This is a genomic window from Streptococcus pseudopneumoniae (assembly GCF_001076775.1).
GTDB classification, from domain to species: Bacteria; Bacillota; Bacilli; order Lactobacillales; family Streptococcaceae; genus Streptococcus; species Streptococcus pseudopneumoniae_G.
Genome location: NZ_JVGV01000007.1, coordinates 25,260 through 47,520, shown reverse-complemented (window position 1 = coordinate 47,520; position 22,261 = coordinate 25,260). Strand labels below are relative to the sequence as shown.

Annotated in this window: 25 protein-coding genes and 2 pseudogenes; 8 read left to right on the top strand and 19 right to left on the bottom strand. The window is 39.9% G+C overall.

The window, feature by feature from the left end:
• Positions 1-157 precede the first annotated feature (157 nt).
• The 3 genes and pseudogenes from ADJ60_RS11940 to ADJ60_RS10900 all read left to right on the top strand — a co-directional run.
• Positions 158-205: pseudogene (locus tag ADJ60_RS11940) on the top strand (hypothetical protein); the annotation flags it as partial.
• Between the two features lie 15 nt (positions 206-220).
• On the top strand, positions 221-2,140 hold the full coding sequence (gene tet(M) / locus ADJ60_RS01175) for a tetracycline resistance ribosomal protection protein Tet(M) (RefSeq protein WP_000691727.1): 1,920 nt from the start codon (positions 221-223) through the stop codon (positions 2,138-2,140).
• Between the two features lie 118 nt (positions 2,141-2,258).
• Positions 2,259-2,426: a cysteine-rich KTR domain-containing protein gene (locus ADJ60_RS10900; RefSeq protein ID WP_000336323.1), complete on the top strand. Its 168-nt coding sequence runs from the start codon at positions 2,259-2,261 to the stop codon at positions 2,424-2,426.
• 59 nt (positions 2,427-2,485) lie between these two features.
• Here the strand turns inward: ADJ60_RS10900 and ADJ60_RS01170 are convergent, their stop codons facing one another.
• Positions 2,486-2,839 carry a helix-turn-helix transcriptional regulator gene (locus tag ADJ60_RS01170; RefSeq protein ID WP_001227347.1) on the bottom strand — a complete coding sequence of 118 codons (354 nt, stop codon included), beginning with the start codon at positions 2,837-2,839 and terminating at the stop codon, positions 2,486-2,488.
• A gap of 504 nt (positions 2,840-3,343) precedes the next feature.
• On the opposite strand from ADJ60_RS01170, the gene ADJ60_RS01165 reads away from it, so the two are divergent.
• Together ADJ60_RS01165 and ADJ60_RS01160 are read left to right on the top strand one after the other, a co-directional pair.
• Positions 3,344-3,766, top strand: a complete 423-nt coding sequence (locus ADJ60_RS01165; protein ID WP_000804885.1) for a sigma-70 family RNA polymerase sigma factor — start codon at positions 3,344-3,346, stop codon at positions 3,764-3,766.
• The gene (locus tag ADJ60_RS01160) at positions 3,763-3,993 is read left to right on the top strand and encodes a helix-turn-helix domain-containing protein (RefSeq protein WP_000857133.1); all 231 of its coding nucleotides are present in this window, start codon (positions 3,763-3,765) and stop codon (positions 3,991-3,993) included. Before ADJ60_RS01165 ends, ADJ60_RS01160 begins: the two co-directional genes overlap by 4 nt.
• 225 nt (positions 3,994-4,218) lie before the next feature.
• Here the strand turns inward: ADJ60_RS01160 and ADJ60_RS11710 are convergent, their stop codons facing one another.
• The gene (locus ADJ60_RS11710) at positions 4,219-4,470 is read right to left on the bottom strand and encodes a hypothetical protein (protein WP_001845478.1); all 252 of its coding nucleotides are present in this window, start codon (positions 4,468-4,470) and stop codon (positions 4,219-4,221) included.
• On the opposite strand from ADJ60_RS11710, the gene ADJ60_RS01155 reads away from it, so the two are divergent.
• Both ADJ60_RS01155 and ADJ60_RS01150 read left to right on the top strand, forming a co-directional pair.
• Complete coding sequence (locus ADJ60_RS01155; RefSeq protein ID WP_000814511.1) at positions 4,454-4,657, top strand: excisionase; 204 nt, start codon at positions 4,454-4,456, stop codon at positions 4,655-4,657. The two genes, ADJ60_RS11710 and ADJ60_RS01155, sit on opposite strands and share 17 nt — an antisense overlap.
• A gap of 81 nt (positions 4,658-4,738) precedes the next feature.
• Entirely contained in the window at positions 4,739-5,956 is a 1,218-nt protein-coding gene (locus tag ADJ60_RS01150; protein WP_049542880.1) for a tyrosine-type recombinase/integrase, read from the top strand.
• Positions 5,957-6,168: 212 nt separating this feature from the next.
• Here ADJ60_RS01150 and ADJ60_RS01145 read toward each other — a convergent pair whose 3' ends face one another.
• The 9 genes and pseudogenes from ADJ60_RS01145 to budA all read right to left on the bottom strand — a co-directional run bounded on the left by ADJ60_RS01145 (position 6,169) and on the right by budA (position 14,132).
• On the bottom strand, positions 6,169-6,789 hold the full coding sequence (locus ADJ60_RS01145; RefSeq protein ID WP_049542878.1) for a tetratricopeptide repeat protein: 621 nt from the start codon (positions 6,787-6,789) through the stop codon (positions 6,169-6,171).
• Positions 6,790-6,886: 97 nt separating this feature from the next.
• Positions 6,887-7,339 (bottom strand): annotated as a pseudogene (locus ADJ60_RS11935) (helix-turn-helix domain-containing protein).
• Positions 7,340-7,678: 339 nt separating this feature from the next.
• Positions 7,679-8,749, bottom strand: a complete 1,071-nt coding sequence (locus tag ADJ60_RS01135; RefSeq protein WP_049542875.1) for an ABC transporter substrate-binding protein — start codon at positions 8,747-8,749, stop codon at positions 7,679-7,681.
• Complete coding sequence (locus tag ADJ60_RS01130; RefSeq protein WP_000712740.1) at positions 8,746-9,519, bottom strand: ABC transporter permease; 774 nt, start codon at positions 9,517-9,519, stop codon at positions 8,746-8,748. The genes ADJ60_RS01135 and ADJ60_RS01130 overlap by 4 nt, the downstream gene beginning before the upstream one ends.
• Positions 9,516-10,322, bottom strand: coding sequence for an ABC transporter permease (locus tag ADJ60_RS01125; RefSeq protein WP_049542872.1), 807 nt, complete (start codon positions 10,320-10,322; stop codon positions 9,516-9,518). Before ADJ60_RS01125 ends, ADJ60_RS01130 begins: the two co-directional genes overlap by 4 nt.
• The gene (locus ADJ60_RS01120) at positions 10,303-11,460 is read right to left on the bottom strand and encodes an ABC transporter ATP-binding protein (protein WP_000742900.1); all 1,158 of its coding nucleotides are present in this window, start codon (positions 11,458-11,460) and stop codon (positions 10,303-10,305) included. The genes ADJ60_RS01125 and ADJ60_RS01120 overlap by 20 nt, the downstream gene beginning before the upstream one ends.
• Positions 11,461-11,619: 159 nt before the next feature.
• On the bottom strand, positions 11,620-12,525 hold the full coding sequence (murB, locus tag ADJ60_RS01115; RefSeq protein WP_000111599.1) for a UDP-N-acetylmuramate dehydrogenase: 906 nt from the start codon (positions 12,523-12,525) through the stop codon (positions 11,620-11,622).
• Positions 12,526-12,638: 113 nt separating this feature from the next.
• A complete protein-coding gene (locus ADJ60_RS01110) occupies positions 12,639-13,391 on the bottom strand; it encodes a YhfC family intramembrane metalloprotease (RefSeq protein WP_023946322.1) in 753 nt (250 codons plus the stop codon).
• A 9-nt stretch (positions 13,392-13,400) separates the two neighbouring features.
• Positions 13,401-14,132, bottom strand: a complete 732-nt coding sequence (budA, locus tag ADJ60_RS01105) for an acetolactate decarboxylase (protein ID WP_000360295.1) — start codon at positions 14,130-14,132, stop codon at positions 13,401-13,403.
• Between the two features lie 292 nt (positions 14,133-14,424).
• Here budA and ADJ60_RS01095 point away from each other — a divergent pair, with 292 nt between their 5' ends.
• Complete coding sequence (locus ADJ60_RS01095; protein WP_049542871.1) at positions 14,425-15,696, top strand: PLP-dependent aminotransferase family protein; 1,272 nt, start codon at positions 14,425-14,427, stop codon at positions 15,694-15,696.
• Between the two features lie 20 nt (positions 15,697-15,716).
• Here ADJ60_RS01095 and ADJ60_RS01090 read toward each other — a convergent pair whose 3' ends face one another.
• From ADJ60_RS01090 to ADJ60_RS01055, 8 genes are all read right to left on the bottom strand, one after another.
• On the bottom strand, positions 15,717-16,532 hold the full coding sequence (locus tag ADJ60_RS01090; RefSeq protein WP_000837373.1) for an ABC transporter substrate-binding protein: 816 nt from the start codon (positions 16,530-16,532) through the stop codon (positions 15,717-15,719).
• Positions 16,533-16,652: 120 nt separating this feature from the next.
• Entirely contained in the window at positions 16,653-17,120 is a 468-nt protein-coding gene (locus ADJ60_RS01085) for an NUDIX hydrolase (protein ID WP_049542869.1), read from the bottom strand.
• 91 nt (positions 17,121-17,211) lie between these two features.
• Positions 17,212-17,865, bottom strand: coding sequence for a phosphate signaling complex protein PhoU (gene phoU / locus ADJ60_RS01080; protein ID WP_000946460.1), 654 nt, complete (start codon positions 17,863-17,865; stop codon positions 17,212-17,214).
• A gap of 11 nt (positions 17,866-17,876) precedes the next feature.
• Entirely contained in the window at positions 17,877-18,635 is a 759-nt protein-coding gene (pstB, locus tag ADJ60_RS01075; protein ID WP_049542866.1) for a phosphate ABC transporter ATP-binding protein PstB, read from the bottom strand.
• Between the two features lie 12 nt (positions 18,636-18,647).
• Positions 18,648-19,451 carry a phosphate ABC transporter ATP-binding protein PstB gene (gene pstB, locus ADJ60_RS01070; RefSeq protein WP_000049848.1) on the bottom strand — a complete coding sequence of 268 codons (804 nt, stop codon included), beginning with the start codon at positions 19,449-19,451 and terminating at the stop codon, positions 18,648-18,650.
• A 10-nt stretch (positions 19,452-19,461) separates the two neighbouring features.
• Positions 19,462-20,346: a phosphate ABC transporter permease PstA gene (gene pstA, locus ADJ60_RS01065; protein ID WP_000543046.1), complete on the bottom strand. Its 885-nt coding sequence runs from the start codon at positions 20,344-20,346 to the stop codon at positions 19,462-19,464.
• Positions 20,336-21,253 (bottom strand): phosphate ABC transporter permease subunit PstC, encoded by a 918-nt coding sequence (gene pstC, locus ADJ60_RS01060; RefSeq protein WP_001070902.1) that lies wholly within the window; start codon positions 21,251-21,253, stop codon positions 20,336-20,338. The genes pstA and pstC overlap by 11 nt, the downstream gene beginning before the upstream one ends.
• Positions 21,253-22,131 (bottom strand): phosphate ABC transporter substrate-binding protein PstS family protein, encoded by an 879-nt coding sequence (locus ADJ60_RS01055; protein ID WP_049542864.1) that lies wholly within the window; start codon positions 22,129-22,131, stop codon positions 21,253-21,255. The genes pstC and ADJ60_RS01055 overlap by 1 nt, the downstream gene beginning before the upstream one ends.
• Between the last annotated feature and the right edge of the window lie 130 nt (positions 22,132-22,261).

The following is a 22,261-nucleotide window of genomic DNA, read 5'->3' as shown; positions in this document are numbered from 1 at the left end:
GTCAATTTGATAGCGGGAACAAATAATTAGATGTCCTTTTTTAGGAGGGCTTAGTTTTTTGTACCCAGTTTAAGAATACCTTTATCATGTGATTCTAAAGTATCCAGAGAATATCTGTATGCTTTGTATACCTATGGTTATGCATAAAAATCCCAGTGATAAAAGTATTTATCACTGGGATTTTTATGCCCTTTTGGGTTTTTGAATGGAGGAAAATCACATGAAAATTATTAATATTGGAGTTTTAGCTCATGTTGATGCAGGAAAAACTACCTTAACAGAAAGCTTATTATATAACAGTGGAGCGATTACAGAATTAGGAAGCGTGGACAAAGGTACAACGAGGACGGATAATACGCTTTTAGAACGTCAGAGAGGAATTACAATTCAGACAGGAATAACCTCTTTTCAGTGGGAAAATACGAAGGTGAACATCATAGACACGCCAGGACATATGGATTTCTTAGCAGAAGTATATCGTTCATTATCAGTTTTAGATGGGGCAATTCTACTGATTTCTGCAAAAGATGGCGTACAAGCACAAACTCGTATATTATTTCATGCACTTAGGAAAATGGGGATTCCCACAATCTTTTTTATCAATAAGATTGACCAAAATGGAATTGATTTATCAACGGTTTATCAGGATATTAAAGAGAAACTTTCTGCCGAAATTGTAATCAAACAGAAGGTAGAACTGTATCCTAATATGTGTGTGACGAACTTTACCGAATCTGAACAATGGGATACGGTAATAGAGGGAAACGATGACCTTTTAGAGAAATATATGTCCGGTAAATCATTAGAAGCATTGGAACTCGAACAAGAGGAAAGCATAAGATTTCATAATTGTTCCCTGTTCCCTGTTTATCACGGAAGTGCAAAAAACAATATAGGGATTGATAACCTTATAGAAGTGATTACGAATAAATTTTATTCATCAACACATCGAGGTCCGTCTGAACTTTGCGGAAATGTTTTCAAAATTGAATATACAAAAAAAAGACAACGTCTTGCATATATACGCCTTTATAGTGGAGTACTACATTTACGAGATTCGGTTAGAGTATCAGAAAAAGAAAAAATAAAAGTTACAGAAATGTATACTTCAATAAATGGTGAATTATGTAAGATTGATAGAGCTTATTCTGGAGAAATTGTTATTTTGCAAAATGAGTTTTTGAAGTTAAATAGTGTTCTTGGAGATACAAAACTATTGCCACAGAGAAAAAAGATTGAAAATCCGCACCCTCTACTACAAACAACTGTTGAACCGAGTAAACCTGAACAGAGAGAAATGTTGCTTGATGCCCTTTTGGAAATCTCAGATAGTGATCCGCTTCTACGATATTACGTGGATTCTACGACACATGAAATTATACTTTCTTTCTTAGGGAAAGTACAAATGGAAGTGATTAGTGCACTGTTGCAAGAAAAGTATCATGTGGAGATAGAACTAAAAGAGCCTACAGTCATTTATATGGAGAGACCGTTAAAAAATGCAGAATATACCATTCACATCGAAGTGCCGCCAAATCCTTTCTGGGCTTCCATTGGTTTATCTGTATCACCGCTTCCGTTGGGAAGTGGAATGCAGTATGAGAGCTCGGTTTCTCTTGGATACTTAAATCAATCATTTCAAAATGCAGTTATGGAAGGGATACGCTATGGTTGCGAACAAGGATTATATGGTTGGAATGTGACGGATTGTAAAATCTGTTTTAAGTATGGCTTATACTATAGCCCTGTTAGTACCCCAGCAGATTTTCGGATGCTTGCTCCTATTGTATTGGAACAAGTCTTAAAAAAAGCTGGAACAGAATTGTTAGAGCCATATCTTAGTTTTAAAATTTATGCGCCACAGGAATATCTTTCACGAGCATACAACGATGCTCCTAAATATTGTGCGAACATCGTAGACACTCAATTGAAAAATAATGAGGTCATTCTTAGTGGAGAAATCCCTGCTCGGTGTATTCAAGAATATCGTAGTGATTTAACTTTCTTTACAAATGGACGTAGTGTTTGTTTAACAGAGTTAAAAGGGTACCATGTTACTACCGGTGAACCTGTTTGCCAGCCCCGTCGTCCAAATAGTCGGATAGATAAAGTACGATATATGTTCAATAAAATAACTTAGTGTATTTTATGTTGTTATATAAATATGGTTTCTTGTTAAATAAGATGAAATATTTTTTAATAAAGATTTGAATTAAAGTGTAAAGGAGGAGATAGTTATTATAAACTACAAGTGGATATTGTGTCCTGTATGTGGAAATAAAACACGATTAAAGATAAGGGAAGATACTGAATTAAAAAAATTCCCCCTCTATTGTCCGAAATGCAGACAAGAAAATTTAATTGAAATAAAGCAGTTCAAAGTAACTGTGATTACAGAGCCAGACGCAAAGACGCAGAGCCGATAAAATGAGATTAATACAATCTCATTTTATCGGCTCTTTCCGTTATGTATGGATTCTTTTAATTAGTCTTCGATGTTTCTTGCTTCGTTGATACCGCTGGCTAAAGATTCCATTAAGGATAGTTCTTTGTCTGTAAAGCTATCCATGTATTTCTCTATCTGTAATCGTCGGGTGCTTTTTACCAAGTTATTAGCAGGTAAGAAAAATTCATCAACGGAAACATGAAGTAACGATACAAGGTCATAAAGAACTTGTATGCTGGGGTGTTGCCCTTTATTTTCAATATTAGTTAAGTACCGTGGGTCAATTTCAATCAATGCTCCCACTTGTTCACGAGTTAAACCTCGTTTCAATCGAGCTTCTTTAATGGCTAAACCAAAGGCTCTAAAATCATATTTATCTTCTTTTTTACGCATAGTAGACCACCTCTATACATTTTATTGTTCCTACTGAATTAAAAACAGGTATAGAAAAACGTGTTATATGGTTTATAGGTTTATATTTAATAAAAAGCACTACTAAACGCCAATAAAAAAAACCGTTATATGGTAGTGCTATTTACGCTGTTAAAATATTGTATATTACTTCCAAATGGCGGTTTGTTGGAGGTCAACGTCGCCATGAAGTACATCATATACAATAAATTTCCTTACATTGGGTTCTTGTCAAAAAAAGTCGTCTATCTGCAATAGATAAGTACGTCCACCAATGTGGTTTTATAAATCATATAGATAGAATAACAGAAGCATGTAAACAGAGAAATAAATCTGTTTATATGCTTTTTTGGCTATTCAGAACTTTTTTACAAAGTTTATTTATCAGTAATGCAACAAATCCCCCTTTCACATTGGGACTAAGAGTGAAAGGAGATAAACGAGCAAGGCTCACTTCCTTTCCTAGACAGAAAGGGGGTGAGAAACATGAAACCATCTTCTTTTCAGACCACAATAGAAAATCAGTTTGACTATATCTGTAAACGTGCTATGGAAGACGAGCGAAAGAATTATATGCTTTATCTTTCAAGGATTGCAAAGCGTGAGGTGTCCTTTTCGGATGTTGGCGATTATCTTGTTAGCCAGTTTGCGACAACAGATAACTATTCAACTGACTTTCAGATTTTTACACTCAATGGGTTATCAGTAGGCGTTGAAAATGATTTGTTGAGTGAAGCATTACGTGAGTTGCCAGACAAGAAACGTGAAATTCTACTGCTGTTTTACTTTATGGACATGAGCGATTCAGAAATTGCAGACCTGTTGAAATTGAACCGTTCTACTGTCTATCGGCATAGAACCAGTGGACTAGCCTTAATTAAAAAGTTTATGGAGGAATTTGAAGAATGAAAACACAATATCCTATGATTCCCTTTCCTCTCATTGTAAAGGCAACAGATGGCGATACCGAAGCGATTAACCAGATTCTACATCATTACAGAGGGTACATAACGAAGCGTTCCCTACGACTTATGAAAGATGAATATGGCAATCAAAGTATGGTCGTTGATGAAGTCTTACGTGGAAGAATGGAAACCAGACTGATTACAAAGATTTTGTCATTTGAAATTAAGTAATATCCTCTCTCCTTTCGTGGAAGCGTGCTAAACCATTCCACGCTTCCCGAACAGGGAGGTTTGTTATTCCACCAAAGCATATTGAGCTTTCAATGTGTTTTGATAGGCTAACGAGCCATTGTTCTTTGAAAACTGAATAAAAGTAATCGAATACGTTTCGATAAGAAAAGAGCCAACGGAACTAACCGCCATGACCTATCTTATAAAGATAGCGAGCGATTCATGTTAGTGATCCGAGAAGCAATCTTTAGCAGGATTGCCTGCAACGACATTCTTATCGTGATAATGATACTCCCATACAGTCAATAGTCCGAGCGTGATAAAACCGTCGCAGGCAATGAGTATGGCTACATGAGAACCATGCAGGGGTGGAACTCCCGTGAGCTTTGCTAAAGCTGTTCGATTGCTGGTAAAACAACTTTTATGAAATCCAAATAAGTGATTTGGAAAGGAGGATTTTATGAAGCAGACTGACATTCCTATTTGGGAACGTTATACCCTAACCATTGAAGAAGCGTCAAAATATTTTCGTATTGGCGAAAACAAGCTACGACGCTTGGCAGAGGAAAATAAAAATGCAAATTGGCTGATTATGAATGGCAATCGTATTCAGATTAAACGAAAACAATTTGAAAAAATTATAGATACATTGGACGCAATCTAGCGTCGCCAAAGGGTCTTGTATATGATAAAATAGTATTAAGTCGTATCAAGGCTCTTTCCATAAAGGAAAGGAGCAAATGCCATGTCAGAAAAAAGACGTGACAATAAAGGTCGAATCTTAAAGACTGGAGAGAGCCAACGAAAAGACGGAAGATACTTATACAAATATATAGATTCATTTGGAGAACCGCAATTTGTTTACTCGTGGAAACTTGTGGCTACAGACCGAGTACCAGCAGGAAAGCGTGATTGTATCTCACTTAGAGAGAAAATCGCAGAGTTACAGAAAGACATTCATGATGGTATTGATGTTGTAGGAAAGAAAATGACACTCTGCCAGCTTTACGCAAAACAGAACGCTCAAAGACCAAAGGTTAGAAAAAACACTGAAACTGGACGCAAATATCTTATGGATATTTTGAAGAAAGACAAGTTAGGTGTAAGAAGTATTGACAGTATTAAGCCATCAGACGCTAAAGAATGGGCTATTAGAATGAGTGAAGATGGATATGCTTATCAAACCATCAATAACTATAAGCGTTCTTTAAGGGCTTCATTCTATATTGCGATTGAAGACGATTGTGTTCGGAAGAATCCCTTTGACTTCCAGCTAAATACCGTCATTGATGATGATACTGTTCCTAAAGTCGCATTGACAACGGAGCAGGAAGAAAAGCTGTTATCCTTTGCGAAAGCTGATAAGACCTACAGCAAGAATTATGATGAAATCCTGATACTCTTAAAAACGGGTCTTCGTATTTCAGAGTTTGGCGGTCTGACACTTCCAGATTTGGATTTTGAAAATCGTCTTGTCAAGGTAGACCATCAGTTACTACGAGATACTGAAAATGGATACTACATTGAAACTCCCAAGACTAAAAGTGGCGAACGACAAGTTCCTATGGTTGAAGAAGCCTATCAAGCGTTTCAGCGAGTGCTGGCGAATCGGAAGAACCGTAAATGTGTTGTGATTGATGGTTATAGTAATTTCCTTTTTCTCAATGGGAAAGACTATCCTAAAGTGGCAAGTGATTACAATGGTATGTTGAAAAACCTTGTCAAGAAATACAATAAATATCATGAGGATAAGCTACCCCATATCACTCCACACATTTTGCGTCATACGTTCTGCACTAACTATGCAAATGCAGGAATGAACCCAAAAGCATTGCAGTACATTATGGGGCATGCGAATATAAACATGACGCTGAACTATTACGCACATGCTACATTCGATTCTGCTATGGCAGAGATGAACCGCTTGGAAAAAAAGAAACAGCAGGAACGTCTTGTTGCTTAGTAGTACAGATGAATTTACTACTAATTTACCACTTCTGACAGCTAAGACATGAGGAAATATGCAAAGAAACGTGAAGTATCTTCCTACAGTAAAAATACTCGAAAGCACATAGAATAAGGCTTTACGAGCATTTAAGAAAATATAAAAAGATAATTAGAAATTTATACTTTGTTTATACTAAAACAAACTAATAGCAAAATCTAAATGTCAAATCATTCATTAATCAATTCCTCAATTTCCTTTATCCCTTCAAACTCTCCAACACTTTCGAAAAGTTCTATAGCTCGTTTGAAATGTCTGTTGGATAATTCCGTATCTTTCAAGGCTAAATAGATTTCACCTAACCCTCTATAGCTACAAGCTTGAGAAATCACATCATCAGTCTCTAAAGATTGTTCCAATGACAGATTCATGAATGTAAGAGCCTCATCAAGATTGTTTAATTTAAATCTCACATAGCCCTGTTCGTAGTTATTCACAGCTTTCTTTAGATTATCATTTGGAAAATGCTCTTCAACTATCTTCTCTTCATCTTCAATAAGTTTTAAAGCCTTATGAAAATCCCCCTGATCTCTGTAGATCATAGCTAATTGATGTAAGCCAATGTGTTCTTTTTCTTTATCTTCATTTTGTTGCGCCAATAAAATGTATTTCTCAAAGATATGGGTACATGAAACATAGTCTTTTTCTGCTAATAATAAATATCCCATCAAATTTAAAAGACTAAAATCCGTACAGGTATCAATGGAAAAATCTTGTTCAACTAACTTTTTAGCTTCTGATATTTTTCCTTCCAGAAACAAGTTCCAAGCTGTATCAATTTTAGAGTCCATCTATTTCCCCCTTCAACTACAAACAACCTTCATAAAATAGAATCACTCAACAAGAATATATTATTCTCTATCTATTGAAGCTTAATCTTATAAACCATTAATCTGCATTAAAATAATCATAAACCTCTTTAAAGAGAGTCGGCAATATTCCTTGCTCTTCTTTGTCTAAATTATATTCAGAAACTAGCTCATCCATATATTCAAATACAGTGAAATGTTTTTTTATTCCATTCATAACAAGCGCAAATTTCAAATCATTAAGTTCAGTTTTATTAAACTCTTTTAACTTCTTCACATCAATTCTAGTGATTGGATGAGAAATACCATCTAGAGTACTGTAAATCGTTTTTCCTAGTAAATAATCTGTCGTGGTATCAAATAATTTTGCTAATTTGACAACGGCGTCTAAATTAGGCTCTAAAGTTCCATTCTCCCAACGAGAATAAGTACCTTGTTATCCACCAATCATTTCAGAAATTTGTACCTGAGTTAACTTCTTGATCTTTCTCAGTTTCTTAAGACGATCTCCAAAAGAATCATTATTAAACATTGTATCCTCTTAAATATTCTAAACAGTATAAAACGGAATTATTCCATAAGGAATATTTATTTGAAGATTAAAGATTCTATTGAGAATATTATAGCATAAAAGGAGGTAAAAGCGTATGTAGCTAGTAGTCAATTTAAAAAATTTTAATGAAGGAGATAGAATTCAACAAATAAAAAAATCTTGAAACAAATGCGCCGTTATTTCACTTATCACTATTTTTATCCTCAATTTTCATATTACTAAACACAGCAACTAAAATAGAAAAAGATAGGGCTGTAAAAACTGACTTATATTAAAAAACGAACCAGCTTGACTGATTCGTTTCGTGACTGCTAACTCCTACTTCCGATACATTTTAAATTGTAGGAAGAGGTCGCTATATTTTCCTGTCCATTTATGATCAAATTTCTCATAAACTTCTAGGTGTTTCATGGTTTCAGCATCTGGATAGAAGGCTTTGTCTTCTTTTTTCTCCTCTGGGAGTAATTCCTTAGCTGGTAGGTTTGGTGTTGAATAGCCGACATACTCTGCATTTTTAAGAGCATTTTCAGGTTTCAACATAAAGTTGATAAAGGCATAGGCTGCATCTTGGTTTTTGACTGTTTTTGGTATAACCATATTGTCAAACCAAAGGTTGCTGGCTTCTGTCGGTACCACATAGCGTAGATTTTCGTTTTTTTCTAGCATTTGGCTAGCTTCCCCAGAGAAGGTCACGCCGATAGCAGCGTTGTTCTGAATCATGTAGCCCTTCATCTCGTCCGCCACAATGGCCTTGATATTTGGAGTCAATTTGTAGAGTTTATCTACTGTCTCTTCTAACTGCTGTGGATTTTTAGAGTTGAGGCTGTAGCCAAGGGAATTAAGTCCTAGTCCCAATACCTCACGCGCCCCATCAAAAAGCATGATAGAGTTTTTATACTCTGGCTTCCAGAGATCATCCCAATGCTCAGGTGCTTCCTCTACCATGGTTTCATTGTAGACAATTCCTAAGGTTCCCCAGAAGTAAGGGATAGAGAATTTATTGCCTGGGTCAAAGGACTGGTTGAGGAACTCTGGCCCGATATTTTCAAGACCTTCAAGTTTTGAATAGTCAAGAGGTACCAAGAGGTCTTCGTCCTTCATCTTATTAATCATGTATTCACTAGGAATGGCAATATCGTAGGTCGTTCCACCCTGCTTAATCTTGGTGTACATGGCTTCGTTGGAATCAAAGGTCTCGTACTGTACTTGGATTCCTGTTTCTTCTGTGAATTTCTCCAAGAGTTCTGGATCGATATAGTCACCCCAGTTATAGATAACCAGTTTTTGACTATCTCGGCTATTGATTTTACTGTCTAGATGCGTCGCAATTCCCCATAAGACGAGGATAATCGCTACAATTCCTGCTAAAAATGAATAGAGTTTTTTCATGCTTGCTCCTCCTTCTCACGTGAGATAAAGTAATATCCAACAACTAGGATAATACTAAAGAGAAAGACAAGGGCAGACAGGGCATTGATTTCTAAGGAAATCCCCTTGCGAGCACGAGAGTAAATCTCGACTGACAGGGTTGAAAAGCCATTTCCCGTTACAAAGAAGGTCACGGCAAAGTCATCTAGCGAATAGGTAAAGGCCATGAAATAACCTGCAATGATAGACGGAGTCAGGTAAGGAAGCATGATTTCCTTGAACATCTGAAATTGACTGGCACCAAGGTCATAGGCCGCATGAATCATGTCTCCGTTCATTTCCTTGAGACGTGGCAAGACCATCAAGACCACGATAGGAATGGAAAAGGCTACATGACTAGAAAGAACGGTCAAAAAGCCAAGTGAAAACTTGAGTTGGGTAAAGAGAATCAAGAAGCTGGCACCAATCATAACATCGGGCGCAACCATGAGGATATTATTGAGTGAAAGAAAGGCTTCTTGGTATTTCTTACGAGACTGGTAGATGTAAATAGCTCCAAAAGTCCCGATAATGGTCGCTATCAAGGCTGAAAGGAAGGCCAAGAAAAAGGTCTGAGTCACAATCAACATAAGACGACCATCGCCAAACATGGTTTTAAAATGGCTCAAGCTAAAGCCTGTAAAGCTATTCATGTCGTTGCCTGCGTTAAAGGCGTAACCAATCAAGTAAAAGATAGGCAGGTAGAGGACAAGAAAGACCAGTCCTAGATATAGATTGGCAAATTTTTTCATCGTTCTCTCCTTTCCTTGGTCACCCACATGGTGATGAACATGGTCAAGATGAGAATTACACCGATGGTTGAACCCATACCGTAGTTGTCATTGGTTAGGAAGTTCTGCTCAATAGCCGTTCCCAGAGTAATAACACGGTTCCCACCAATCAAACGGGTCAGCATGAAGAGACTCAAGCTTGGAATAAAGACAGATTGAACCCCACTTCGTACCCCATTCATCGATAGAGGGAAGATGACATGGCGGAAGGTCTCCCACTTGGTCGCACCAAGGTCATAGCTGGCATTGATGAGATTGTTATCCATATCGTCCAAGACATTGAAAATCGGCAAAATCATAAAGGGAAGCTCGATGTAGCTTGCGACAAAGATAAAGGAGAAATCGGTAAAGAGCAACTGCTGTGAACCGATTCCGATAAATTCCAAAAATTGGTTAATAGAGCCATTCTGACCAAAAATTCCGATAAAGGCATAGGCTTTAAGGAGCAAATTGATCCAGGTTGGCAGGATAATCAGCATGAGCCAGAGTTGACGGTGCTTGAGACGGGTCAAAAAGAGGGCTGTTGGATAGCTGATAAGCAAGGTCACAAAGGTCACAATTCCTGCATAGAGTACAGAGTTGAAACTCATTTTTAGGTAGGTCAAGTTTTGTGACGCAAAGTAAGATTTATAATTTTCTAAACTAAACTGGCCTTCAATATTAAAAAAGGATTGTCCGAAAATCAAGACCAAGGGTGCGAGGACAAAGAGGGCAATCCAGATCATGTAGGGCACTACAAAGAGTTTAGAGCTTGTTTTCTTCATCTCTTTCCTCCTCGATTGCATTGATCAGACCTGCTTCTTGCTCTTCGATTTCTACGTACTCCTCAATACGAGCATCAAACTCTTCTTCGGTTTCGTTGAGACGCATGATATGGATGTCTTCCGGTTCAAAGTCCAGACCGATTTCCTCACCCACGATGGCCTTACGAGTCGAGTGGATCATCCATTCATTTCCAAGTTCGTCATAGGCGATAATTTCATAGTGCACCCCACGGAAGAGCTGGGTATCCACCTTAACTTGGAGCTTGCCTTCTTCAGGAAGGGTAATCCGCAAGTCCTCTGGACGAATAACAACCTCAACAGGTTCATTTGGTTTCATCCCACCATCGACCGCTTCAAATCGTTTGCCGTTAAACTCAACCAAGTAGTCCTCAATCATGGTTCCTGGCAAGATATTTGACTCACCGATAAAGGTGGCAACAAAGTGGTTAATTGGCTCGTCGTAGATGTCCACAGGTGTTCCTGACTGGACAATCTCACCATCGTTCATAACAAAAATCCAGTCACTCATAGCCAAAGCTTCTTCCTGATCGTGAGTAACAAAAACAAAGGTGATTCCCAATCGTTGTTGCAGTTCACGCAGTTCGTACTGCATGTCTGTTCTTAATTTCAAGTCCAACGCTGACAAAGGCTCGTCCAACAAAACCACACGAGGTTGGTTGATGATGGCACGTGCAATAGCCACACGCTGACGTTGTCCTCCAGAGAGTTTACGGATGGAACGTTTTTCATAACCTTCCAACTGAACCATCTTGAGAACTTCCGCTACGCGCTGCTCGATTTCTTTCTTGTCAATTTTACGCAAGCGAAGTGGAAAAGCAACATTTTCAAACACATTCATATGTGGAAACAAGGCATAGGATTGGAAGACCGTATGCACATCTCGCTTGTTGGTTGGGATGTCATTGATACGGACACCATCCAGCAAAATATCTCCTGTCGTCGCATCCAGTAAACCTGCAATGATGTTAAGGATAGTTGATTTCCCTGAACCAGACGCGCCTAGAAGAGTATAGAACTTCCCTTCTTCCAACTCAAAGTTGATATCTTTGAGAACCTTGGTGTTGCTGTCTTCAAAAACTTTAGAGACGTTTTTGAATTCAATAATTGGTTTTTTCAATTGTCATTTATTCCTTCTTTTTCATAGATTAACAGATCAGGGCTCTGTCAGGCCGCTACTACCTCGCGTAGGAGATTGAACTGCCTACATTCTTCTGCACTGACGATAGGCTTTCACCCCCTTTCCATGACATAGCAGCAGCTTTTCAACTACAGCTTCCTACTTGCTTTCACCCAAGATACGAACTTCTCTCTCAAGAGTAACGCCAGAGTGTTCCTTGACTTTTTCGATAACAGACTCAATCAAGTCCTCGTAGTCTTTAGCCGTTCCATCAGCGACATTGATCATAAAACCTGCGTGTTTTTCTGAGACTTCTACTCCACCAATACGATAGCCTTTCAAGCCAGCTTCAGAAATTAACTGACCTGCAAAATGCCCTACTGGACGCTTAAAGACCGAACCACAAGATGGATATTCTAAAGGTTGCTTGAGTTCACGTAGATGCGTCAAGCGATCCATTTCTTGCTTGATAACCGGATGGCTTCCTGGGGCTAGGGCAAATTTAGCTGATAAGACAACTGCACCAGACTCCTGAATGGCTGAATGGCGGTAACCAAAAGCCAAGTCCTTGACAGATAGGGTCTCGATTTCTCCATCCTTGGTCAAAATTTTACAAGACTGTAAGATGTGGGCAATCTCACCACCATAGGCACCCGCATTCATAAAGACAGCACCACCGACACTTCCAGGAATACCACAAGCAAACTCAAAACCAGTCAAACTATGACGGAGGGCAATGCGAGTTGTTTCAATCAAGTTAGCACCAGCCTCAGCTTCGATGGTATAGCCATCAACGGAAACATGATTGAGCTTGTCACACAAGATAACAAATCCACGAATCCCACCATCACGAACAATGATGTTGCTAGCATTTCCCAGCACCATCCAAGGGATATTTTCTTGATTGGCAAATTTGACAACGCGCGCCAACTCAAAACGATTTCGTGGAAAGACCAAATAATCGGCCTCTCCACCTACTTTTGTATAACTATAGCTATGCAAGGGTTCTTTGAAACGGATATCAATCCCTTCTAAGATTTCAAGCATGTTTTCTTTTACTGACATGACACTCTTCCTTTTACAAAATTCATTCCATTATACCATTTTTAAGACCATTTGACGACCCTAAAAAAATCTTGGGCTTATTTTAAACAAAAAAAGAGGTTTCCCCCTTTTTCTTATGATTTTTTGCAAAAGATAGCCTTGGTTCCATAGGCAACTAGGATCAGTTCAACTAGTAGAATGACTTCAACTAAGACTGGACTTGTAAGCCAGCCAACTTGGGCTAGAGATGGTGCCAGGTCAAAGAAGGCATGTAGGCCATAGGCTGCTAGGAGATAAATCCATTTCTTCTGGCGAACAGCTTGGTAAACCCAAACAGTCAAAAGCAATTGGAAACCTAGAGCCAGAATCCGTTCAAAACCAAGCAAATAAATCTGCCAGACAGAAAGTGACTGAATGGTTTTTAACATATTTTCAGACAGCAATTGCATGACCTGTGGATTCTGAGTTTGAACTGCTGAGAGAACGATGTAGAGATTAATCAAACTAGTAAGACCTAGGAAAATCAACTCCAAGCCACCATGCCCCAATCCATAAGCCAAGGCATCTGCCTTTTCCAAACTTCTCTTTTTCTCCAACCATTTGAAGAAAATAAGACGAGCAGTTTCCTCAAAAAATGCTGCCATGGCTAGGCCATAGATGATATAGACAAGCGGATGGTCTTGTAAGAGGGCAATACTACCGTCTTTTTGAGGATGCAAAACTAAGATATGCACCAGTTTTTCCAAAATCTGTGAAGAGACAAAGAAGGCTACGGCCCCTAATCCCAAAACAGCTAAATTAATCTGGTATTTCTTTTTGGCATACCAAATGCTCCCTAACAAGAAAGCTAGCAAAAGCACCATGGTAATGATAATATGAATGGTCATTTTCTTCTCCTATTCTGCCTTTTCAATATCTTTTTTCATCTCGTCAACATTGAACTTAGCAAACAAGTATTGACGGTCTTGGACTGGGAAACGTTGATCCAATTGGTCAACAGCTCCCACCTCAATAATGCCTTCCTTGATGACAAAGTCCATGACATGACCACCGAAGGTCAAATCATCTGAAATGAAGTGCAGATGGTAGCCTGCCACACTAACCCCATGGAAAATCTCTGGCGTCCAGAAACCAACGATGGTCCCCGCCACATTATCACGACTATATTCCGGTTGATGGGTTGCGACATCAGCAAACTTGGTATCTGGTGTCGACTTGGGAATCATGCGCACATGCATATGTGAAAATTCCCCACGTATCTTGATAGAGCGGAAAAGATTTTCCCCGTCATAATAAGACTCAATTCGTTCTTCCAATTCCTTGTCTGTCATCTCAAAGCGCTGGCGGAAAATGACCTCTGCCTGATGTGGTACTACTGCAGCATAAGGAATAAGGGCATCTGGTGATACTTCCACAATTTCTGGCTGATCTCCTGATCCTTTGGCCTGATAAGCCTTGCCATCTAAGACAATCAATTCCCCATCAATGGAATCCAAGGTTCCCAAACCAAGGTCACCATGCTCCAGCAATTCTCCTACTGTCATGGTACCACCATAAAGGCCTGCCATCAAAGCTCCAAGGGTATTATATTGAAATAATTTCACTGGTTCCTGCACGTTCTTATCCATTCACTTTCTTGTCTGTTATACTCAATGAAAATCAAAGACCAAACTAGGAAGCAAGCCGCAGGTTGCTCAAAGCACTGCTTTGAGGGTGTAGATAGAACTGACGAAGTCAGTAATATATATACTGCAAGGCGAAGCTGACGTGGTTTGAAGAGATTTTCGAAGAGTATTATTCTATAAATCTTACTCCTAAGTATACCACATTTGCCCCTAGATGTGAACGAGAGAAACACTCTAGACATTGCCAAGAAGGAAAAAAAAGGGTACAATGTAACAAAATCAAGGGAGGTCTGGAATGAAGAAACAAAGCAAGTACCAAGAGGTTGTTTCCTATCTAAAAAATGGTATCGAGTCTGGACGATTTTCGACGGGAAGCCGCCTGCCTTCTATTCGTCAACTGAGCCTTGACTTTCACTGTAGCAAGGATACTGTCCAACGAGCCCTGCTGGAATTACGGCACGAACAATACCTCTATGCCAAGCCCCAGAGTGGCTATTATGTTCTAGAACAAGGACAACATCAAGACCTAGAAATCGAGGTTACCGATGAACATGCCAGTGCCTATGACGATTTCCGACTCTGTGTCAATGAAACCTTGATTGGCCGAGAAAACTACCTCTTCAACTACTATGACAACCAAGAAGGTTTAGAAGACCTAAGACAGTCCATTCACCAGCTCCTCTTTGACCAAGCCCTCTACTGCAAGGCTGACCAACTGGTACTGACTTCTGGAACCCAACAAGCCCTTTTTATCCTCTCTCAAATTTCCTTTCCTAGCCAAGCTAAGGAAATCTTGGTGGAACAGCCGACCTACCATCGAATGAATCGCCTCTTGATTGCTCAGGGATTGGACTATCAAACGATTGAACGAGGCATTGATGGAATTGACTTGGAGGAACTGGAAAGCCATTTCAAGACAGGAAAGATCAAGTTTTTCTATACCATTCCTCGTTTTCACTATCCTCTGGGGCATTCCTATTCTGAGCAGGACAAACGGGCTATTCTTGACTTAGCTGCCAAGTATGGGGTCTATATCGTAGAGGACGACTATCTGGGGGATTTGGACTCTAAAAAGGGCCAGACCTTCCACTATCTGGATACAGAGGAGCTGGTCATTTATATCAAGTCCTTCTCAACCAGCCTCTTTCCAGCCCTGCGGATAACGGCACTCATCCTTCCAAATGCTATCAAGGAAGCCTTTGTGACCTACAAAAATATCCTAGACTACGACAGCAACCTCATCATGCAAAAGGCCTTATCACTCTATATTGACAGTCAATTATTTGAGAAAAATCGGCTAGCTCGCTTATCCAATCAGGAAGACTACCAAAAACAAATCAAGGAAAGACTAGCTAACACTCCTTGTCCCCTCCCTCACTTTCCCCTACACGATGGTTTATTACTAGACCTGAAACAGTATCCTAAAATTGCCAGTCTCAAGCATAGTCAACTGGGCTTAGACTTCTTTGAAGAGGCTTACTTGGATACCTGCCCTTATCAATTTGCCAAGGTATCCCTAGACAATCTGGAAAATGTTTTAAACTATTTAAAAGCAGAATTGGAATAACTTCCAACTCTGCTTTTTTCTTATTGTTCAACTTCTGTTAAGGTTGCCGCTTTTTCAAGATATTTTTGGTAGGTGCCGTCATCCTTGAGTTTTTGGATGACCTTGTCCACCACTTCTTTCAAATCAGCACTATTTTTTCTAAGGGCAACTGCATTAGCTTCGCCATCTTTCATCTTCAAGCTGACAGTTGCGACAGCTAAGTCGGCGTTTTTAGCAGCATAGCTAAGGGCAACAGGCTCATCCATGTGAACAGCATCTACTTTTCCAGCCTGCAATTCATTGACAGCTTCACCCATATTGGTTAGGGAAGTCAATTGAGCTTTTGGCAATTGTTCCTTGACCATTGATTCTGGAACAGTCCCTTTTTGGGCTGCAATATTAGCACTTTCTAGGCTAGTTAAATCCTTGTATTTTTCTACATCAGCCTTCCGAACCAAGAAACTAATCTTGTTTTCATAGTAAGGGATTGAAAAGTCAAAGACTTCTTTTCTCTCGTCAGTAGCGCTAATTCCTGCAACTGCTAGGTCAGCCTTACCAGTTTGAAGACTAGTCAAGACATTATCAAAACTCATGCTTGAAATTTCCAACTTCACCCCAAGTTCATCAGCGATAGCTTGGGCCATATCAATATCCGCACCGACTACCTGGTTTTTTCCGTCAACTAAGGATTGGAATTCAAAAGGTGCATAGTCAGGACTAGTCGCCACAACCAATTTCCCTTTTTGCTTAATGGCCTCAACAGCTGACTGAGAACCATTAGAACCCGACTGGCAAGCCACTAAGAAGAAACTTGCAAGAAAGCTACATAAAACAAATATCCATTTTTTCGATTTCATAAATAAACAACCTCTCTGTTAATTTTGTATAATTATAACGCTATCCAAGTTGCTTGTCAAGTATTTTTCTTACATTTTCATAAAATATATTTACTAAAAAATAGAAATACAGTGATTAGTTTATCTATCTATTGGGAACTTATTTTCAAAAAAATCATTTATCATATCTTGATGCTGCTGGTTTACAATTGCAATATTTTGTATGTCACTATGATCAAAAAATCCTAATTCTAAAGTTTCATCACTTGTAAAAAAATTTATAGAGATAGAAGTTTCAGATGAAACTAAATACAAGATTGTAAGAACTTGAGCCTCATCACCATTCGGATAACTGTCTGAATATTTTGTATAAACATTTAAGAGTTTTTCCACCCTCACTTCGACTCCTGTTTCTTCATAAAACTCTCGCACTAAAGCTTCTAAAGCCGATTCTCCTAATTCAAGAGCACCACCTGGTAATCCCCACGTTCCTTTATCTGCTCGTTTTTGTAATAAAATTTTTCCTGATTGACTTAATATTCCACAGGTAAAATTTAAAATAATTTTATCTTTTCCAACTTTTTTTCTGATATTCTGTATGTAGTTCATTATTCACCTCTGACAAAGTAAACTATCTATACAATGAAAGCTTACTGTATTAAAAAGTAAGCTTTCACAATAATTTTATCCTTTGAATACTTTATAGTTCGACAATCTTACCTGTTTCAAAGTAAACAACCCATTCACAGATATTCTTGGCATAGTCTCCAATGCGTTCCAAGAAGGCAATCACTTGGAAGTAATCACGGCCTGTAACGATAGCATCTGGATTTTTCTTAATTTCTTCTGTAGCCAAGTCACGAATACTATCAAAGTAATGGTTGATTTTTTCGTCCATGGCTGCTACTTCATAGGCCTGGTCTACTGAACCATTCAGATAGAGTTCAAGGGCTGCTTCTACGAAGTTCTTGACATCACGACCCATTCTCTTGATTTCTTCTTCAACAGCTGGGATACGTTGCTCCCCCTTCATACGAATGGCTGCTCTTGCAATGGAAACAGCATGGTCCCCCATACGTTCCAAGTCTGATACAGCCTTCAAGACTGTTAGAACAGTACGCAAGTCCTGAGAAACCGGTTGTTGAAGGGCAATCATTTCAAATGATTTCTTCTCCAATTTCACTTCGTATTCGTTTACTTCTGCATCATCTTCGATAACTTCCTTGGCCAAATCACGGTCATGCGTAACAAAGGCACGCACTGTCCGATTGATTTGGGATAGCACTTCTTGTCCCATAGCATAGAACTGGTTGTGCAATTTCTCCAAATCTTCTTCAAATTGAGAACGTAACATCATTTATCTCCTTATCCAAATTTTCCTGAAATATAATCTTCTGTTTCCTTGTGTTGTGGGTTTAGGAACATCTTCTTGGTATCGTTAAACTCGATTAAATCTCCATCTAGGAAAAATCCTGTCTTGTCAGAAATACGAGAAGCTTGTTGCATGGAACGCGTAACCAAGAGCATGGTATATCTATCTTTTAGACCATACAAGGTTTCCTCAATCTTACCAGCCGAGATAGGGTCCAAGGCTGAAGTCGGTTCATCCAAGAGAATGATTTTAGGACTTGTTGCCAAGACACGGGCAACACAGACACGTTGCTGTTGTCCACCTGAAAGCCCGATAGCTGAATCATGCAGGCGATCCTTGACCTCATCCCAGATAGAAGCTCGTTGCAAGGCTTTTTCTACCGCTTCATCCAGAACCTGCTTGTCCTTAACTCCATTGATACGAAGCCCATAAACAACATTTTCGTAGATAGACATAGGGAAAGGGTTTGGTTGTTGGAAAACCATACCAATTTCCTTCCGCAATTCAACTGTATCTGTACGTGGACTGTAAATGTTGTGGCCGTTGTAAACCACCGAACCAGTTGTAGTCACCTCTGGATTAAGATCCCCCATACGGTTGATAGCCTTGAGGAGGGTTGACTTCCCTGATCCAGATGGACCGATTAAGGCTGTAATTTCCTTAGGTTGGAAAGATAGGGAAACACTATTCAAGGCCTTTTTTTGATTGTAGTAAACGGACAGGTCTGACACCTGTAAAATCGCTTCTGTCATACTGTTTCCTTTCTATCCAAAGTGTCCTGTTACGTAGTCATTGGTTGACTGTAGTTTGGCATTTTGGAAAATATTAGAGGTCTTATCGTACTCTATCAAGTCCCCCAAGTAGAAAAATCCTGTGTAGTCACTAGCACGCGCAGCCTGCTGCATGCTGTGGGTCACGATGATGATGGTAAAGTCCTTCTTTAATTCCAGCATGGTTTCTTCCAGCTGAGCTGTCGCAATCGGATCCAAGGCTGACGCCGGCTCATCCATCAAGAGGATATCTGGCTTGACAGAGATGGCACGAGCAATACAGAGACGTTGCTGCTGACCACCAGATAGAGTCAAGGCTGACTTGTGCAAATCGTCTTTGACCTGGTCCCAAAGGGCAGCTTGACGAAGAGAGGTTTCTACAATTTCATCCAAGACTTGCTTGTCCTTAACCCCTGCACGTTCATGGGCAAAAGTGATATTGCGATAGATAGACTTGGCAAAAGGATTTGGGCGTTGGAAGACCATTCCGATGTGCTTACGCATTTCATAAACGTTGATTTCTGGACGGTTGACATCAATCCCTTGATAGAGAATTTGACCTGTTACCTTGGCAATATCAATGGTATCATTCATACGATTGAGACTGCGGAGGTAGGTTGATTTCCCTGAACCAGAAGGGCCAATTAAGGCTGTAATTTTATTTTTTTCAAATTGCATATCGATGCCCTTGATGGATTCATTTTTACCGTAGTAAACATGTAAATCCTTAGTAGAGAGGGCCACTTTCTCTTCAGGAAAGGTGATGATATGCTTTTCATCCCAATTATATTTTGACATGGCTTCTCCTTTAGGCAGCGGTTAATTTCTTATGTAGGTAGCTTCCGAGTTTGCGAGCTCCAAAGTTAAAGATGAGGATAAAGATAAGGAGCACAGCTGCAGAACCTGCTGATACGATAGTTCCATCAGGAATGGTTCCTTCGCTATTGACTTTCCAGATATGGACAGCCAAGGTTTCTGCTTGACGGAAGATAGAAATTGGGCTGGTCACACTGAGAATATTCCAGTTAGACCAGTCAAGGGCTGGAGCAGATTGTCCTGCTGTATAGATGAGAGCAGCCGCCTCACCAAAGATACGGCCAGAGGCCAAGACAACCCCCGTTACAATACCTGGTAGGGCTTCTGGAATGACCACATGGACCACAGTCTCCCAACGAGAAATCCCAAGGGCCAGACCAGCCTCACGTTGCGTATGGTGAACGTGTTTCAAGCTATCTTCAACATTACGAGTCATCTGAGGCAAGTTAAAGACTGTCAAGGCCAAGGCACCTGAAATGATTGAAAATCCATACTCAAACTGAACTACAAAGATCAAGTAACCAAAGAGACCTACAACCACTGATGGGAGTGAAGACAAGATTTCAATACAGGTTCTGACAAAGTTGGTTACAGGACCTTTTTTAGCATATTCGGCTAGGAAAATCCCAGCTCCCATAGATAAGGGAACAGAAATAATCAAGGTAATGACCAAAAGGAAGAAGGAATTATAGAGCTGAATTCCAATCCCACCACCTGCTTGGTAAGAAGATGATTTGCCAGTCAAGAAAGACCAAGAGATGTGGGGCAAACCACGAACCAAGATATAAAGAATCAAGGATGCCAAGATGGCAACGATGATTCCTGCAATCGAGTAGAGGACAGCTGTTGCAATTTTATCTAATTTCTTAGCGTGCATAGTTTTTCTTTCCTCTTTCTTTCGTAATCAATTTAATCACACTGTTGAAGGCCAAACTCATCAAAAGCAAGACTAAGGCCAGTGACCAGAGAACGTTATTGTCAACTGTTCCCATAACCGTATTTCCAATACCCATGGTCAACACAGAGGTCAAGGTCGCAGCAGGTGTTGTCAATGAAGTTGGGACAACGGCTGAGTTTCCAACTACCATCTGAATGGCCAAGGCCTCACCAAAGGCACGCGCCATCCCAAAGACCACTGCTGTGAAAATCCCTGAACGCGCTGCCTTCAAGGTCACGCGCCAGATGGTTTGCCAACGAGTGGCTCCCATAGCCAAACTAGCTTCTCGGTAGTGACGAGGCACCGCACGCAAGCTATCGGTTGTCATAAAGGTTACCGTCGGTAAAATCATGACAAAGAGAACGAAAATCCCTGACAAAATCCCAAAACCAGTTCCACCAAAGATACTACGAACAAAGGGAACTACGACCTGCAAACCGATAAATCCATACACGACGGAAGGAATCCCGACTAGCAATTCAATAGCTGGTTGCAAGATTCTAGCACCTTTTGGTGAGACTTCGGTCATAAAGACTGCCGCACCAATGGCAAAAGGAGTTGCGATAAGAGCTGAAAGGATTGTGACAATAAAGGAACCCAAAATCATGGGAAGGGCACCAAATTGTTTACCTGAAGGATTCCAAGTTTGTCCAAAGAGGAAATCAAAGATGTTGACCCCATTGACAAAGAAGGTCGACAAGCCTTTTTGGGCTACGAAAATCAAAATCATGGCCACGATGATGACAATCAAAGACAGACAGGCAAAGGTCAAGCCTTTTCCTAGTTTCTCTAAACGAGAGTTCTTTGAGGGAGAAAGTAATTTTTTAGCTAATTCTTCTTGATTCATTAGTGACTCCCTTCTAGTGCTGTTACCGTTCCAACAGCATCTTTTTCAACCTTCATTTCCTTGACAGAAATATAGCCCATTCCCTTAACGATTCCGCTTTGCGCTTCATCTGAGAGGACAAAGTTGAGAAATTCTGCCACCAATTCATTTGGCTGACCTAGGGTGTACATATGTTCATAAGACCACAAAGGCCAGTTATTGCTTGTAACATTTTCTGCAATCGGCTCATAGCCATTCAACTTCATGCGTTTAACTGAGTCATCCACATAGGCAAAGGCTAGATAAGAAATGGCTCCTGGTGTCTGGGAAACAATGTTTTTGACCATCCCATTTGAATCCTGTTCTTGACTCTGAATGGCAGATTGGCCATCCATAACAACACTATCAAAGGTGGCACGCGAACCAGAACTTGCTGCACGGTTGATAATAGAGATGGCTAGGTCTTTCCCACCGACTTCTTTCCAGTTGGTCACTTGACCTGTGAAGATGCTTCGGAGTTGTTCAGTTGTCAGATTTTCAACGTCAACTTCCTTATTTACAATGACTGCCAAGCCCGCTACGGCAACCTTGTGGTCCACTAGAGCAGAAGCGTTGATACCGTCTTTTTCCTCGGCAAATACGTCTGAATTTCCTACATCAACAGCTCCAGACTGAACCTGAGACAGACCTGTACCAGATCCTCCACCTTGGACGTTAACTGTTTTTCCAACGTGCATAGAGCCAAATTCATCTGCTGCTGCTTCGACCAAGGGCTGAAGAGCCGTTGAGCCAACAGCTGTCATGGATTCTCCACGATCAATCCAGCTAGCACATCCCGCCAAAGAACCTGCTAGCAAAAGAGCCGCAAGGGATAGAGCGAGTTTTTTCCTTTTTTTCACTGTTTTTCTCCTTGAAAATAATGGTGAATGCTGTGAATTTTTTCAACTATTTATTTATGTTTTTCTTTTTTAAAATTGAGAGCAAACTGAAGTTGATAGCTTAATTTTACTAGAAATTTGCTCAGTTGCC

Excerpts from the sequence above, each read along its gene's own strand:
- ADJ60_RS01170 (WP_001227347.1), bottom strand. The coding sequence starts at position 2,839 with ATGCGTAAAAAAGAAGATAAATATGATTTTAGAGCCTTTGGTTTAGCC.
- ADJ60_RS01165 (WP_000804885.1), top strand. The coding sequence starts at position 3,344 with ATGAAACCATCTTCTTTTCAGACCACAATAGAAAATCAGTTTGACTAT.
- ADJ60_RS01160 (WP_000857133.1), top strand. The coding sequence starts at position 3,763 with ATGAAAACACAATATCCTATGATTCCCTTTCCTCTCATTGTAAAGGCA.
- ADJ60_RS01155 (WP_000814511.1), top strand. The coding sequence starts at position 4,454 with ATGAAGCAGACTGACATTCCTATTTGGGAACGTTATACCCTAACCATT.
- ADJ60_RS11710 (WP_001845478.1), bottom strand. The coding sequence starts at position 4,470 with ATGTCAGTCTGCTTCATAAAATCCTCCTTTCCAAATCACTTATTTGGA.
- ADJ60_RS01150 (WP_049542880.1), top strand. The coding sequence starts at position 4,739 with ATGTCAGAAAAAAGACGTGACAATAAAGGTCGAATCTTAAAGACTGGA.
- ADJ60_RS01145 (WP_049542878.1), bottom strand. The coding sequence starts at position 6,789 with ATGGACTCTAAAATTGATACAGCTTGGAACTTGTTTCTGGAAGGAAAA.
- ADJ60_RS01135 (WP_049542875.1), bottom strand. The coding sequence starts at position 8,749 with ATGAAAAAACTCTATTCATTTTTAGCAGGAATTGTAGCGATTATCCTC.
- ADJ60_RS01130 (WP_000712740.1), bottom strand. The coding sequence starts at position 9,519 with ATGAAAAAATTTGCCAATCTATATCTAGGACTGGTCTTTCTTGTCCTC.
- ADJ60_RS01125 (WP_049542872.1), bottom strand. The coding sequence starts at position 10,322 with ATGAAGAAAACAAGCTCTAAACTCTTTGTAGTGCCCTACATGATCTGG.
- murB (WP_000111599.1), bottom strand. The coding sequence starts at position 12,525 with ATGTCAGTAAAAGAAAACATGCTTGAAATCTTAGAAGGGATTGATATC.
- ADJ60_RS01110 (WP_023946322.1), bottom strand. The coding sequence starts at position 13,391 with ATGACCATTCATATTATCATTACCATGGTGCTTTTGCTAGCTTTCTTG.
- budA (WP_000360295.1), bottom strand. The coding sequence starts at position 14,132 with ATGGATAAGAACGTGCAGGAACCAGTGAAATTATTTCAATATAATACC.
- ADJ60_RS01095 (WP_049542871.1), top strand. The coding sequence starts at position 14,425 with ATGAAGAAACAAAGCAAGTACCAAGAGGTTGTTTCCTATCTAAAAAAT.
- ADJ60_RS01090 (WP_000837373.1), bottom strand. The coding sequence starts at position 16,532 with ATGAAATCGAAAAAATGGATATTTGTTTTATGTAGCTTTCTTGCAAGT.
- ADJ60_RS01085 (WP_049542869.1), bottom strand. The coding sequence starts at position 17,120 with ATGAACTACATACAGAATATCAGAAAAAAAGTTGGAAAAGATAAAATT.
- phoU (WP_000946460.1), bottom strand. The coding sequence starts at position 17,865 with ATGTTACGTTCTCAATTTGAAGAAGATTTGGAGAAATTGCACAACCAG.
- pstB (WP_049542866.1), bottom strand. The coding sequence starts at position 18,635 with ATGACAGAAGCGATTTTACAGGTGTCAGACCTGTCCGTTTACTACAAT.
- pstB (WP_000049848.1), bottom strand. The coding sequence starts at position 19,451 with ATGTCAAAATATAATTGGGATGAAAAGCATATCATCACCTTTCCTGAA.
- pstA (WP_000543046.1), bottom strand. The coding sequence starts at position 20,346 with ATGCACGCTAAGAAATTAGATAAAATTGCAACAGCTGTCCTCTACTCG.
- pstC (WP_001070902.1), bottom strand. The coding sequence starts at position 21,253 with ATGAATCAAGAAGAATTAGCTAAAAAATTACTTTCTCCCTCAAAGAAC.